Annotated in this window: 13 protein-coding genes; all 13 read left to right on the forward strand. The window is 65.6% G+C overall.

The genetic code is table 11. The annotated features are described in order from the left end of the window. Position 1 precedes the first annotated feature (1 nt). The gene (locus A6M56_RS13905; protein ID WP_045786754.1) at positions 2 to 820 is read left to right on the forward strand and encodes a phosphatidate cytidylyltransferase; all 819 of its coding nucleotides are present in this window, start codon (positions 2 to 4) and stop codon (positions 818 to 820) included. 11 nt (positions 821 to 831) lie between these two features. After that, on the forward strand, positions 832 to 2,022 hold the full coding sequence (gene ispC / locus A6M56_RS13910; RefSeq protein ID WP_102079768.1) for a 1-deoxy-D-xylulose-5-phosphate reductoisomerase: 1,191 nt from the start codon (positions 832 to 834) through the stop codon (positions 2,020 to 2,022). Positions 2,023 to 2,109: 87 nt separating this feature from the next. Further along, a complete protein-coding gene (gene rseP / locus A6M56_RS13915; protein ID WP_045786756.1) occupies positions 2,110 to 3,498 on the forward strand; it encodes an RIP metalloprotease RseP in 1,389 nt (462 codons plus the stop codon). A gap of 103 nt (positions 3,499 to 3,601) precedes the next feature. Beyond that, positions 3,602 to 5,899 carry an outer membrane protein assembly factor BamA gene (gene bamA, locus A6M56_RS13920; RefSeq protein WP_045786757.1) on the forward strand — a complete coding sequence of 766 codons (2,298 nt, stop codon included), beginning with the start codon at positions 3,602 to 3,604 and terminating at the stop codon, positions 5,897 to 5,899. After that, on the forward strand, positions 5,899 to 6,453 hold the full coding sequence (locus tag A6M56_RS13925) for an OmpH/Skp family outer membrane protein (protein ID WP_045786758.1): 555 nt from the start codon (positions 5,899 to 5,901) through the stop codon (positions 6,451 to 6,453). Before bamA ends, A6M56_RS13925 begins: the two co-directional genes overlap by 1 nt. A gap of 10 nt (positions 6,454 to 6,463) precedes the next feature. Then, positions 6,464 to 7,537, forward strand: coding sequence for a UDP-3-O-(3-hydroxymyristoyl)glucosamine N-acyltransferase (gene lpxD, locus A6M56_RS13930; protein WP_045786759.1), 1,074 nt, complete (start codon positions 6,464 to 6,466; stop codon positions 7,535 to 7,537). Continuing rightward, complete coding sequence (gene fabZ, locus A6M56_RS13935) at positions 7,534 to 8,028, forward strand: 3-hydroxyacyl-ACP dehydratase FabZ (RefSeq protein ID WP_045786760.1); 495 nt, start codon at positions 7,534 to 7,536, stop codon at positions 8,026 to 8,028. Before lpxD ends, fabZ begins: the two co-directional genes overlap by 4 nt. Then, complete coding sequence (gene lpxA, locus A6M56_RS13940; RefSeq protein ID WP_045786761.1) at positions 8,025 to 8,837, forward strand: acyl-ACP--UDP-N-acetylglucosamine O-acyltransferase; 813 nt, start codon at positions 8,025 to 8,027, stop codon at positions 8,835 to 8,837. Before fabZ ends, lpxA begins: the two co-directional genes overlap by 4 nt. Positions 8,838 to 8,869: 32 nt before the next feature. Beyond that, positions 8,870 to 10,003: a lipid-A-disaccharide synthase gene (lpxB, locus tag A6M56_RS13945; protein WP_373271739.1), complete on the forward strand. Its 1,134-nt coding sequence runs from the start codon at positions 8,870 to 8,872 to the stop codon at positions 10,001 to 10,003. A gap of 4 nt (positions 10,004 to 10,007) precedes the next feature. After that, positions 10,008 to 10,706, forward strand: a complete 699-nt coding sequence (gene rnhB, locus A6M56_RS13950) for a ribonuclease HII (protein WP_045786763.1) — start codon at positions 10,008 to 10,010, stop codon at positions 10,704 to 10,706. 19 nt (positions 10,707 to 10,725) lie between these two features. Beyond that, positions 10,726 to 11,508 carry a TrmH family RNA methyltransferase gene (locus A6M56_RS13955; RefSeq protein WP_045786764.1) on the forward strand — a complete coding sequence of 261 codons (783 nt, stop codon included), beginning with the start codon at positions 10,726 to 10,728 and terminating at the stop codon, positions 11,506 to 11,508. 137 nt (positions 11,509 to 11,645) lie between these two features. Beyond that, a complete protein-coding gene (locus A6M56_RS13960) occupies positions 11,646 to 12,521 on the forward strand; it encodes a M24 family metallopeptidase (RefSeq protein ID WP_045786765.1) in 876 nt (291 codons plus the stop codon). A gap of 18 nt (positions 12,522 to 12,539) precedes the next feature. Then, positions 12,540 to 14,339, forward strand: coding sequence for an SDR family oxidoreductase (locus A6M56_RS13965; protein ID WP_045786766.1), 1,800 nt, complete (start codon positions 12,540 to 12,542; stop codon positions 14,337 to 14,339). Positions 14,340 to 14,353: the final 14 nt, after the last annotated feature.

Raw genomic sequence — 14,353 nt, forward strand, 5'->3', positions numbered from 1 at the left:
CATGCTGCTGACCCGCGTGGTTACCGCTGTCTGCCTGCTGATTGTCATCCTTCCCATTCTGTTTTTCGCGCCGCCCGCCGGGCTGGTCGGATTGGTGACGGTGTTCGCCGCCCTGGCCGCCTGGGAATGGGGCCGCCTCGTGCGTCTGCCGGGCAGTTGGGGCCCCCTGCTGTACGCCGTGGTCGTCGTTCTGCTGACGATCGCGTGGTACGACATTCCCGCCCGCGGCGATGTCCGCCTGCTGTTTTACGCAGACGTTGTCGCATGGCTCGTGGCGTGGATGCTGCTGGCGGGCGGTATTCGCGCGTTGCAAGGCGGGCGGCAGCTGGTGTTTGCGCTCCTTGGGATGGTGATCCTGCCGGCGTTTGTCCATGCAGTGAGTACGTTGCGTGCAGAGGGCATCGCGTTCTTGCTGTCGGTGGCCGTGCTGGTCTGGGCAGCCGATGTGGGTGCATATTTTGTCGGCAAGGCGGTGGGCCGCCGCAAGCTCGCGCCGAGCATCAGCCCGGGCAAGTCCTGGGAAGGGGCGATTGGGGGCGCCGTGCTGGTCGCGCTGATTGCCGCCGTGGCGGGCCTGACCCACTGGTTTGCGCCGACCTGGTTTTCGTATGAATTTGATCGGCGCGGCACCCTGGTCGCCCTGGTGCTGACGCTGCTTCTGGTGGCCGCGAGCATCGGCGGCGACCTGTTCGAATCGCTGCTCAAGCGCCAGGTCGGCATGAAGGACAGCAGCCGCCTGCTGCCCGGCCATGGCGGCGTGCTCGACCGGATCGACGCGCTGCTGCCGGTGTTCCCGCTCGCCGCGCTGCTGATTTCCTGAGGCGTCCGGACATGATTCGCCTGACAGTTCTTGGCGCCACTGGCTCCATCGGCGACAGCACGCTCGACGTGGTGCGCCGCCATCCGGACAAGTACCGCATTCTGGCGCTCACGGCCAACGCGCAGGCCGACAAGCTTGCCGCACTGTGCCGCGAGTTTCATCCGCAAATGGCCGTGCTCGGCTCGGTGGCGGCGGCGGACGCCTTGCGCGACCACCTGGGCGCCGATGCGGCCGGTATCGATATTCGGTCCGGCGCCGATGCCCTCGAGGCCGCCGCCGCCCACCCCGATTGCGATGCGGTGATGGCCGCCATCGTCGGTGCGGCGGGGCTGCGTCCGACGCTGGCGGCCGTGCGCGCCGGCAAGCGCGTGCTTCTAGCGAACAAGGAGGCGCTTGTGATGTCGGGCGCGCTGTTCATGGAGGCGGTGCGCCAGCATGGCGCCACCGTGCTCCCGATCGACAGCGAGCACAACGCGATCTTCCAGTGTCTTCCGCCGCAGGCGCCGCAGTTTGGGCGCGGGGTGTCGCGCATCGTGCTGACCGCCTCGGGTGGTCCATTCCGCACGCGCGACGTCGATACGCTCGCCGATGTGACGCCAGACCAGGCCTGTGCGCACCCGAACTGGGTCATGGGTCGCAAGATCTCCGTCGACTCCGCCACCATGATGAACAAGGGGCTGGAAGTGATCGAGGCGTACTGGCTCTTCGGTGTGCCGGTAGAGCGCCTGGAGGTCCTGATTCACCCGCAGAGCGTGATTCACTCGATGGTCGGGTACGACGACGGCTCGGTACTCGCGCAACTGGGCAACCCCGACATGCGCACGCCGATCGCGTACGGGCTGGCCTATCCCGAGCGCATTGACGCGGGCGTGCCGCTGCTCGACCTTGCGGCCACCGGCACGCTGACGTTCGAGGCGCCGGACCTGCGCCGCTTTCCCTGTCTGGCGCTTGCCTTTGATGCGCTACGTGCCGGCGGCACGGCGCCTGCTGTGCTGAACGCAGCCAACGAGGTGGCCGTTGAGGCATTTTTGCAGCGCCGCATCCGGTTCACCGACATCGCTGCCGTGGTGGCCGATACCCTGGGCCGTGCGTCCATCGTTCCAGCCGACTCGCTGGACACCGTTTTTGCCGCCGACGCCCAGGCGCGGGCCCACGCGCAGCACTACATCGGAACTGCCCGCGTGCAACTGCCGGCCGTCTGAAAGCGGGCGGTCAGAGCGAGCGGGTAACATAGCGGCTTTGCGCGGGGCGATCCTGCGCATGTCCTTCAGTGCATCCGGAGAAGGTTCTTGCAGACTGTTTTAGCCTTTGTCTTCGCGATCGCGGTACTGATCGTCATTCATGAACTGGGCCATTACAGCGTCGCGCGCCTGTGCGGCGTCAAGGTGCTGCGTTTTTCGGTCGGCTTCGGCAAGGTGCTCTTCCGCCGTGTCGGCCGGGGGCCCGACCGTACGGAATGGACGATCTGCGCCATTCCCCTGGGCGGCTACGTCAAGATGCTCGGCGAAGGCTCGCGCGATCCGGAGAAGGATCCGCCCATCCTGCCCGAAGACTTGCCGCGGACGTTCGATCATCAGCCCGTCTATAAGCGATTCGCCATCGTTGCCGCGGGGCCGCTCGCCAATTTCCTGTTGGCGATCGTCCTGTATGCGGCGCTGGCGTGGGTCGGCGCCGTGGAGCCGCTGCCCATCCTGGGCGCGCCGCCGCCCGGCAGCATTGCCGCGCAAGCCGATCTGCGGGCCAAGGACCGCGTGATTGCGGTCGGCACGGAAAGCGAGGCGCCCACGCCGGTCCGCAGCTGGAGCGACGTCCGCATGCGGTTGTACTCGGCCGGCATTGGCGGGCATGAGGCGGTGGTCGTGGTGCGCGGAACCGACGGCGCCGAGCGCACCGTCCGGCTGCAAGGCCTGCCGAGCGCCGCGCGCACGCCGCAGGCCGACGTAATCGACCAGACCGGTCTGCGCCTGCAAGGCGGCCCCGTGACGGTTGTCGATGTGCTGCCGGCCAGTGCGGCGGCCCGTGCCGGGTTGCAGGCCGGCGACCAGATCGTTCGCTTTGCCGGCGTGCCCGCAGACCAGGCGACCGACCTGATCCGCCAGATTCGCGCCATGCCCGAGCAGAATGCGTCGATCGATATCCTGCGCAATGGTGAGCCGATGACGCTGCCGGTGCGTCCGGATGCCAGCGCAGACCCGAAGAACCCGAATGGTCCGAGGCTCGGCAAGCTTGGCGCGCAACTGAATCAGAAGGTCGAAACGGCCCTGATCCGCGACGAGCCGGGCGCCGCATTCGCGCATGCCGTGCGTGAGGTTTGGCAGACTTCCGTGCTGTCGCTGCAGGTGCTGGGCAAGATGATCGTGGGGCAGGCGTCGCTGCAGAACCTGAGTGGCCCGATTACGGTGGCCGACTTTGCAGGCAAGGCGGCAAGCCTTGGCTGGCAGACGTTTGTGAGCTTTCTGGCGTTGATCAGCGTCAGCCTCGGCGTCCTGAACTTATTGCCCGTTCCGGTATTGGATGGGGGGCATTTGCTGTATTATTGCGTGGAATTTTTGACAGGCCGACCCGTGCCGGAATCCTGGCAAGCAGTCCTTCAGAAGATCGGCGTCGCCTGCATCCTGCTTCTCACTTCGCTCGCCTTGTACAACGATCTGAGTCGGTTATTCCTGACTCGAGGCTAGACGTGTTGCAAGCCTCATCGTTGCCACAGGCGTGAGCGGGCAACCCAGCGTTTCGAAAACACTCAGAAGTGGATTCCCAACCGGATCCAATTAGGGGATTAGATTGATCAGACAACATCGCTTCCCGCTCAGCGTGCTGGCGGCTTCCGTGCTGACCGTTACTGCCGGTCAGGCTCATGCAGTGGAGCCGTTCGTCGTCAAGGACATTCGCGTGGAGGGGGTACAGCGCGTCGAGCCGGGTACCGTGTTCGGCTATCTGCCCGTGAAGGTGGGTGAGACCTTCACCGACGACAAGGGCGCAGAATCGATCCGCGCGCTCTACAACACCGGCTTCTTCAAGGATGTGCAGATCCGCGCTGAGGGCAACGTGCTCGTGGTCCGCGTGGAAGAGCGCCCGGCCATCTCGCAGCTCGAATTCATCGGCTTCAAGGAGTTCGACAAGGAAGCGCTGCGCCGCACGCTGCGCGGCGTGGGCGTGGCCGAGGCCCGCTACTACGATAAGTCCCTGATCGATCGCGCCGAGCAGGAAATCAAGCGTCAGTACGTTTCGCGCGGCTACTACGCCGCCGAAGTGTCGACCACCGTCACGCCGGTCGATGCGAACCGTGTGTCGATCACGTTCACCGTGGACGAAGGCCCGACGGCCAAGATCCGCCAGATCAACATCGTCGGCAACAAGGCCTTCTCCGAAGGGGACCTGCGCGACGAGATGCAGCTTTCCACACCGAACTGGCTGTCGTGGTACACCAAGAACGATCTGTACTCGAAGCAGAAGCTCACGGCTGACCTGGAGGCGCTGCGTTCGTTCTACCTCGATCGCGGCTATCTCGAATTCGCCATTGAGTCGACCCAGGTTTCCATCACGCCGGACAAGAAGGACATCTACCTGACGCTGAACATCCACGAGGGTGAGCAGTACAAGGTGTCCGACATCAAGCTGACCGGCGAGCTGCTGGGCAAGCAGCCCGAAATGGAGAAGCTCATCAAGCTCAAGCAGGGCGACGTGTTCTCGTCGGCCAAGCTGTCGTCGACGACCAAGGCGATCACCGACCTGCTCGGCACGTACGGCTACGCGTTTGCGACCATCAACCCGCAGCCGCAGATCAACCAGAAGGACCGCACGGTTGCGCTGACGCTGGTGGTCGATCCGGGCCGTCGCGTGTACGTGCGCCGCGTCAACGTGGTCGGCAACAGCAAGACGCGCGACGAAGTCGTGCGCCGCGAAATGCGCCAGATGGAAGCCTCGTGGTTTGACGGCGAAAAGCTGCAACTCTCGCAGAACCGCATCAACCGCACGGGGTACTTCACCGACGCGAACATCACCACCGAGGACGTGCCGGGCACGGCCGACCAGGTCGATGTGAACGTCAACGTGACCGAGAAGCCGACCGGCCAGATCAACCTGGGTGTGGGCTTCTCGTCGACCGACAAGCTGGTGCTGTCGGCAGGTATCCGCCAGGACAACGTGTTCGGCTCCGGTACCAGCCTCGGCCTGGATGTGAACACGTCCAAGTCGAACCGCACGATTGCCGTCACGCAATACGATCCGTACTTCACAGTGGATGGCATCAGCCGCTCGACCGAGCTGTACTACCGCACGTACCGCCCGCTGTACTACACGGGTGACCAGGACTACCGCGTCGTCCAGCAGGGCGGCAACGTCAAGTTTGGTGTGCCGTTCTCGGAAACCGATACGGTCTTCTTCGGTATCGGCTACGAGCGCACGACCATCGACGTGACGGCCAACACGCCGCTGGCCTATCAGAACTACGTTGCCAAGAACGGCCGCATCACGAACAACTTCCCGATCACGATCGGCTGGTCGAAGGACCAGCGCGACAGTGCCCTGGTGCCGACGCGCGGCCGCTATCAGCAGGCCAACCTGGAATTCGGCATTCCGGGCGGCGATCTGCAGTACTACCGTGCGTACTACCAGCACCAGTACTTCTATCCGCTGTCGAAGTCGTTCACGATGGCGTTCAACAACGAAATCGGTTACGGCCACGGCTACGGCAAGAGCGACTTCCCGGTCTTCAAGAACTACTACGCCGGCGGTATCGGCTCGGTGCGCGGCTATGAAACCAGCACGCTCGGCCCGCGCGACGCCAACGGCGTGGCCATCGGTGGCGCGAGCAAGTTCGTCGGCAACATCGAGTTCATCTTCCCGCTGCCGGGTTCGGGCGTTGACCGTACCGTTCGCCTGTTCACGTTCTTCGACTACGGTAACGTGTTTGCAGAAGGCCAACCGTACAAGTTCAGCGAGATGCGGTATTCGACAGGCTTCGGGTTGTCGTGGCTCTCGCCGATCGGTCCGCTGAAGATCAGCATGGGCTTCCCGCTCAAGCGCAAGACCGAAGATCAAACGCAACGCTTCCAGTTCCAGATCGGGACTGCATTCTAATGACCGCATTCATCATGAAATCCACGCGCATCACGTTGTCCCGCATGGGCGTGTCCGCTGCATTTGTCGCGCTGGCTGCTGCCGGTGTTGCGTCGCCTGCCGCGGCGCAGGAAGCCCGCATCGCTGCCGTCAATTCGGAGCGCATCCTGCGCGATTCGCAGCCGGCCAAGGCGGCCCAGTCCAAGCTGGAAGCCGAGTTCGCCAAGCGCGACCGCGAACTGCAGGACATGGCCTCCAAACTCAAGGCCATGTCGGACAAGCTCGACAAGGATTCCGCCGTGCTGGCCGATTCCGACCGGACGCGCCGTCAGCGTGAGCTGTCGGACCTCGACCGTGACTTCCAGCGCAAGCAGCGCGAGTTCCGTGAAGACCTGAACCAGCGTCGCAACGAAGAGCTGGCCCAGGTGCTCGAGCGCGCCAACCGCGTCATCCGGTCGATCGCTGAACAGCGCAAGTACGACCTGATCGTGCAGGAAGCCGTGTACGTCAATCCCCGCATCGACATCACCGACGATGTGCTGAAGGCCCTGAACACTTCGCAATCGGCGAAATGAGGTTGTTCCCATGTCGTTTTCGCTTGGTGAGCTTGCCGCGTCGCTCGGCGCGACCGTCCAGGGTGACGCTGGCCTGATCGTCAAGTCGATCGCGCCGCTCGATCAGGCGGGCGCCGATCAGCTCGCTTTTCTTTCCAATCCGCTGTACCTCAACCAGGCCGTGAGTTCGGGCGCGGGCGCGATCATTGTGTCGGCCCGTGATCTGGAGACGCTCGAAAGCCAGGGGCACGTTGCCGGCCGGAACTGGCTGGTGGCCGCCAACCCGTATGCTGCATTTGCGCGCGTGGCGCAGCGCTTTGTTGCGCTGTCGGCGCGGCCCGTTGCGCCCGGCATTCACCCGAGCGCGAGCGTGGGCGAGGGTGCTGTGGTGCCTGCGTCGTGCTCGATCGGGCCGAACGTCATCATCGAAGCCGGCGCGGTGCTGGGCGAACGCGTGCGAATCGTCGGCAACAGCTTTGTGGGTGCGGGTGCGTGCATCGGCGATGACTCGCTCATTTACGCCAACGTTTCGATCTACCACGGCTGCGTGATCGGCGCGCGATGCATCGTGCATAGCGGCGCCGTGATCGGCGCAGACGGCTTTGGCTTTGCACCGGACTTTGGGCCGCAGGGCGGCGAGTGGGTGAAGATTCCGCAGATGGGCCGGGCCGTCATTGGAGACGACGTCGAGATCGGCGCGAACACCGCCATCGACCGCGGCGCCATGGCCGACACGGTGGTCGAACAGGGCTGCAAGATCGATAACCAGGTGCAGATCGCGCACAACGTGCATGTGGGCGCCTATACCGTCATCGCCGGTTGTGCCGCCATCTCGGGCAGCACCAAGATCGGGCGCTACTGCATCATCGGCGGCGCGGCCAATTTTGCCGGCCACCTGACGATTGCCGATCGCGTGACGGTGTCGGGCGGCACGTCCATCACCAAGTCCATCACCAAACCCGGTGGCCACTTCACCAGCGTCTTCCCGTTCATGCCGCATGGCGACTGGGAGCGCAACGCGGCCATCGTTCGAGGCCTGACGCGCATGCGCGAACGGTTGCAACAACTGGAACAGCAGGTCAAGGACCTGCGACAAGAATCATGACCGAAGCATCTAACGCGACGACGAGCCTCGTCAGCGATTTCAACATCAAGAAAATTCTGGACCTGCTGCCGCATCGTTATCCGATGCTGCTGGTGGATCGCGTGGTGGAGCTCGAGGCCGGCAAGCGCATCAAGGCCATCAAGAACGTGACGTTCAACGAGCCGTTCTTCAATGGCCACTTTCCGGGGCATCCGGTCATGCCAGGCGTGCTGATCCTGGAAGCGCTCGCGCAGACCGCTGCGCTGCTGACGTTTGGCGATCCGGATCATAAGCGCCAGGAGAACGATCTGTACCTGTTCACGGCCATCGACGCCGCCCGCTTCAAGCGTCAGGTTGTGCCGGGCGACCAGCTTTCCCTGAACGCCGAAGTGCTGCGCGGCAAGCGCGGCTTCTGGAAGTTCAAGGTGTTCGCCATGGTGGACGGTGAGCTTGCGGCGGAGGCCGAGATCATGTGCGCCATCATCAAGGACGAACCGAAGGGTGAGGCATGAGCGCCACCAAGATCCATCCGACCGCGCAGATCGACCCCAAGGCTGAGCTCGACTCGAGCGTGGAAGTCGGGGCCTTCACGGTCGTGGGGCCGAACGTGCGTATCGGCGCGGGCACGCGCATCGGCCACCACACGGTGGTGGAGGGGTACACGACGCTCGGCCGCGACAACAGCATCGGGCACTTCGCGTCCGTGGGCGGCCGCCCGCAGGACATGAAATATCGCGATGAGCCGACGCAGCTCATCGTGGGCGATCGCAACACCATCCGCGAGTTCACCACGATCCACACTGGCACTGCGCAGGATGCGGGCATCACGTCCATCGGCGATGACAACTGGATCATGGCCTACGTGCACATCGCACACGATTGCCGCGTCGGCAACCACACCGTGTTCTCCAGCAACGCGCAGATTGCCGGCCACGTGGAAGTGGGCGACTGGGCGATCCTGGGCGGCATGTCCGGCGTGCACCAGTTCGTGCGGATTGGCGCCCACGCCATGCTCGGTGGCGCCTCTGCGCTCGTGCAGGACGTCCCGCCATTCGTGATCGCCGCGAGCGACAAGGGCGGCAACAAGGCCGCCCCGCACGGCATCAACGTGGAAGGCCTGCGTCGCCGCGGCTTCACGGCGGAACAGATCACCGGCCTGCGCCAGGCGTACAAGCTGCTCTACAAGAGCGATCTGAGCTTCGACCAGGCCAAGGCCGAAATTGCCGCGCAGATGGCCCAGGCAAGCGATGCCCCGACCCGCGAGGCGCTCAGCACGTTTGCCGACTTCATTGCCGCGACCAAGCGCGGCATCGTGCGTTGACCGAGCCGACCGCGCCGGTGCGCCGCATCGGCATGGTGGCCGGCGAAGCGTCCGGCGATCTGCTGGCCTCGCTGCTGCTCAAGGGGCTGCATGCGCAGCTGCCCGCCGACATCGCCTACCGCGGCATCGGCGGGGCACGCATGGCCGAGCAGGGCTTTCAGTCGAACTGGCCGATGCACAAGCTGTCGGTCAACGGCTATGTGGAGGTGCTCGGCCAGTTGCGCGAGATCCTGGCGATCCGCAAGGAGCTCAAGCAGGACCTGCTGGCCAAGCCGCCGCTGGCCTTCATCGGCGTCGACGCGCCGGACTTCAATTTCAACGTCGAGATCGCGATGCGGCAGGCGGGTGTGCCGGTGGTGCACTTCGTGAGCCCGTCGATCTGGGCGTGGCGCGCGGGCCGCATCAAGACGATCGCCAAGGCGGTCGACCACATCCTGTGCCTGTTCCCGTTCGAGCCAGAGATCTATGCCAAGGCCGGGATTCCGGCCACCTATGTCGGGCATCCGCTGGCCGACGAGATCCCGCTTGTGCCGGACGTGGAAGGCGCCCGCACGCGCCTGGGGCTGCCGCTGGGCCGCAAGGTCGTTGCCGTGCTTCCGGGCAGCCGCAATTCCGAGGTGAAGCATCTCGGGCCGACCCTGTTTGCCGCCATGGCCCGCATGCAGCTGGTGGAGCCGGACCTCGCATTCGTGCTGCCGGCGGCCAATGCCATGCTGCGGGAGCGCATCGATGCGTTGCGTGCCCAGCATCCGGGCCTGCACCTGTGGGTGGTGGACGGCCAGTCACATGCAGCGATGGAGGCGGCCGATGTCATCCTGCTGGCCAGCGGCACGGCCACGCTCGAAGCCGCGCTGTACAAGAAGCCCATGGTCATCACTTACAAGGTGCCCTGGCTCACGGCGCAGATCATGAAGCGCAAGGGCTATCTGCCCTACGTGGGCCTGCCGAACATTCTCTCGGGCCGCTTCGTCGTGCCGGAGTTGCTGCAGGATGACGCGACGCCCCAGGCGCTCGCGCGCGAGACGCTGCTGCAGCTGAGCGACCACGCCAACGCCACGTTCCTGCGCGAGCACTTCACGCAGATGCACCTGACGCTCAAGCAGAACATGGCGGAGATCGGCGCGAAGGTCGTGGTCGATCTGCTGCGCAGCCGCGGCAGGCTCTGACACCATGGCTGGACGCAATCCCGATCCTGCGCAACTGGGTCTGCCGCTCGTGCAAGCGCCGGCGGGCAAGCGCGTGCGCCGCATCCTCTGCGGCGTGGACGAGGCCGGGCGCGGGCCGCTCGCCGGGCCCGTGACGGCCGCTGCGGTGATCCTCAACCCCCGCAAGCCCATCAAGGGCCTGGCCGATTCCAAGATCCTCACCGCCAAGAAGCGCGAGGCGCTGTACGAAGAGATCGTCGAGAAAGCCGTGGCCTGGCACGTCGCCGAAGCCACCGTTGAAGAAATCGACCGCATCAACATCCTGCACGCCACGATGCTCGCGATGCAGCGCGCCGTGCAGGGCGTGGCCGCTCAAGGCGCGCTGCCCGACCTCGTGCAGGTGGACGGTAACCGCTGCCCTCAGGTGGCGTTTGCCGTGGAGGCCGTCGTCAAGGGCGATGCGCTGGTGCCGGCCATCTCGGCGGCGTCCATCCTGGCCAAGGTCACGCGCGACCGGCAACTGGCCGCGCTGCATGTCGAATTCCCGCACTATGGTTTCGACGTCCATGCCGGCTACGGCACTCCACAACACCTCGCGGCAATCGACTTGCATGGCGTGACGCCGCATCATCGCCGCTCGTTCGCACCTGTGCGCCGCGCGCTGGAAGGCCTCACGGTGATGACCGCCGAAGCCGCCGCGGCCCAAAGCGCATGGGACGACTGACATTGGGCCCGATCATTCCGTGAAGCACATCACCTCCCGCGACAACGCGGTGTTCAAGCACCTCAAGGCGCTGTCGGGTTCCACGCAGCAGCGCCGGCGCGCCGGGCAGTCCATGCTCGATGGCGTGCATCTCGTCGCGGCCTATCTCGATGCCGGGTTCATACCGCAGCAGTGCCTCGTCTCTGAACGGCACCTGGCCCATCCCGAGGTCGCGCCACTGCTGGATCGCGTCGATCCGCAGACGATCATTCTGCTGGCCGACCCGTTGTTCAGCCAACTCACGACGGTCGTGAACGGGGTCGACGTGATGGCCCTGATCGACACCCCGGAAGGGCGCCTGCCGCATGTCATCGATGCCGACTGCGTGATCCTCGATGGCATCCAGGACGCCGGTAACGTGGGCTCGATCCTGCGCTGCGCCGCCGCCTCGGGTGTGCGCGACGTCTTCATGACGGCAGGCTGTGCCTTTGCGTGGTCCGCCAAGACGCTGCGCGCGGCAATGGGCGCGCATTTCCATCTCAATATCGTTGAGCACTGCACGTTCGAGAGCGTGAAGTCGCGCCTGCAAGTGCCGTTGCTGGCGACGTCCTCGCACGCCAGGCAGGCGGTGTTCGATGTACGGCTCGATACGCCCGTTGGCTGGGTGTTCGGCAATGAAGGCGCAGGCGTGTCGGACGTCTGGCTTTCCGCGGTGACCACTCCCGTCGTGATTCCTCAGCCGGGCGGGATGGAATCCCTGAACGTGGCTGCCGCGGCAGCCATCTGCCTGTTCGAGGCTGTGCGCCAACGTCGGGCGCGTTAGGGCGCCATTTTTCTGCCGACTGTCCATCACACGGTGTTTTCAAACGCCAAAACCTGCATTGACTTTGCCATTGAGTAATGGAACATTGGTGGCGGCACCGTTGAGCGCCCCAGATAACCAGACTCAAGGAGACCGCCATGCCGACCCCCACGCTGGCGCACGTCAATATGGACGAACTGGCGCAATTCCGCGAAATCCAGCAGCTTGCCTACCAGTGCGTCGAGGCCGTCGGAGCCATGCTTCGCCCGGGCATGACGGAAAAGGATGCTGCCAAGCTGCTCACCGAATGGCTTGGCGATCGCGGCGTACACGACTGGCTGCACAAGCCGTTTGCCTGGTTTGGTGATCGCACGGCGTTCCAGGGTTTTTCGGGCCTTGCTCACTTGGGCGGTTTCAATCTGGCGTTCTTTCCATCGTCGCGGCGGCTGGAAGAGAACATGCCCGTCATCCTCGACGTGGCGCCGGTGCGCAATGGCGTGATTGCCGATGTCGGCTACGCCATGTGCCTCGGGGAGAACGCCATCCTCGAGCAACTGCAGGACGACCTGATGGCGCACCGCGAACGCATCGTGCGGCTGGTCCGCGAGCGGCGCTCGATGGCGGATGTGGCACGTGCGGTGGACCAGCTCTGCATGAAGCAGGGCGTGGAACCGCGCCACAAGGCGTATCCGTTCAAGGTGCTCGCGCATCGCGTGGCAAAGCTGCAGAGGCCGTCCACGCCGCGCTTCGTGGCGCGGTTCGGGCTGAACGCCACGCGCAACCTGATGCTCGAGCAGGTGCGCAGCGGCAAGCAGGAGGGGTGGTCGCCGCTGTGGTCGATCGACCGGCGCTCGGAACATGCACCGGTGCCCGGCCTGTGGGCGGTCGAGCCTCACCTGGGCTTCCACGGCGTTGGCGCCAAGTTCGAGGAGCTGCTCGTCATTACGGAGGACGATGCGTATTGGCTCGACGACGACCTGCCGCACGTGCGCCGCTGGCAGCAGCGCCAGATGACACAACAGCGCGCGGCCTGACGGCGCCGGAGGTTTCCGATGCAGACGCTTCTCGAAGAGGCCCCGCTGGCGCTGTTCGAGCCGGCCGCGGCGTTCCCGCGCGCCGAGCGCACCGTGCACTCCGGCGACGTCACGCTGGCCGTCAAAACGTGGGGCGACCCGGCGCGCCCGACCGTCGTGCTCGTCCACGGCTATCCCGACAACAGCGAGGTCTGGCACGACATGGCACCGCTGCTCGCGCGCGACTACTACGTCATCGCCTACGACGTGCGCGGCGCAGGGCGATCGAGCGCACCCAGGGGGATGCGCCACTACACCTTCGCGCGGCTCACCGGGGACTTCATCGCTGTCATCGATACACTGAGCCCGGGCAAGGCCGTCCACCTCATCGCGCATGACTGGGGCTCGATCCAGTCGTGGGAATTCGTGACGGAGGAACGCCTGCGCGGGCGCATCGCGTCGTACACGTCGTGCTCGGGACCGTGCCTCGACCACGTCGGGCATTGGATGCGCGCGCGGCTGCTGCGGCCGACGCCGGCGTCGCTGGGCAAGATGCTGGGGCAGCTCGTGCGCTCGTGGTACGTGCTGCTGTTCCACCTGCCGATCGTGCCGGAGCTGAGCTGGCGCCTGTGGCTGGGCCGCGCCTGGCCACGCGTGCTTCGCCGCGTGGAGAAGACCGCCATCACGCCGCGCGCGACACAGACGGCAGACGGCGTGAACGGAGTGTCGCTGTATCGCGCCAACTTCATCCGCAGCCTGTTTGCGCCGCGCAAGCGTGTCGCACACGCGCCGGTGCAGGTCATCGTGCCGACGCTGGACAAGTACGTCAGCCCAGCGTTGTCGGAAGACCTGTCGCGCTGGGCGCCGCAGTATTGGCGGCGGGAGGTCGTTGCGGGGCACTGGCTGCCCGTTACGCACGCGGGGCGCATGGCCGAGCTGGCGCGCGAGCTGATCGACCACATCGAAGGCGCGCCGGAGCCCGAAGCGCTGCAGCGCGCCCGCCAACATGGCGACCGCAGGCCACTCGCGGGCAAGCTGGCCGTCATCACGGGGGCGGGCAGCGGCATCGGCCGGTGTGCGGCGCTCGAGTTTGCCGAGCAGGGCGCAGCCATTGTCGCCGTCGACATCCGGGCCGAAGACGCCGAGCGCACCGCCACGCTGGTCCGGCTCAGCGGCGGCGTGGCGTGGGCGCGCGCCGCCGACGTCGGCAGCGCGGAGCAGATGGAGGCGCTGGTCGAGTGGGTCGGCAAGGCGCTTGGCGGCGCGGACATCGTCGTCAACAACGCGGGCATCGGCATGGCCGGCGGCATTGTCGACACCACCGAGGGCGATTGGCAACGCGTCCTGCATGTGAACGTGTGGGGCGTGATCCACGGCGCACGGCTGTTCGCGCGGCAGATGGTCGAGCGTGGGCAGGGCGGGCACATCCTGAATACCGCCTCGGCCGCGTCGTTTGCTCCGTCGCGCGATCTCGCGGCCTATGCGACGACGAAAGCCGCAGTGCTGATGCTGTCCGAATGCATGCGGGGCGAGCTCGCCGGGCACGGCATCGGCGTTTCGGCCATCTGCCCGGGTTTTGCGCAGACCGGGATCATGGCCTCGACCGTCTATGCCGGTGCCACCGTGGCGCGGCAGGCGCAATTGCGCGCCCGCGCAACCCGGCTCTACCAGCTGCGCGGCCTGAAACCCGAAATGGTCGCCAAAGCGATGCTGCGCGCGGTGCTGCGCAACCAGCCCGTCGTCACGATCGGCATCGAGGCGCATGCATCGCGCTTGATCTCCCGCTATGCGCCATGGCTCGGCAGGCTGATCGCGCGTGTGAGCATCACCGGTGATTGAGTGCGGCGAACGAG

The sequence above is a fragment of the Ralstonia sp. RL genome, from assembly GCF_001683835.1.
GTDB lineage: Bacteria > Pseudomonadota > Gammaproteobacteria > Burkholderiales > Burkholderiaceae > Ralstonia > Ralstonia mannitolilytica.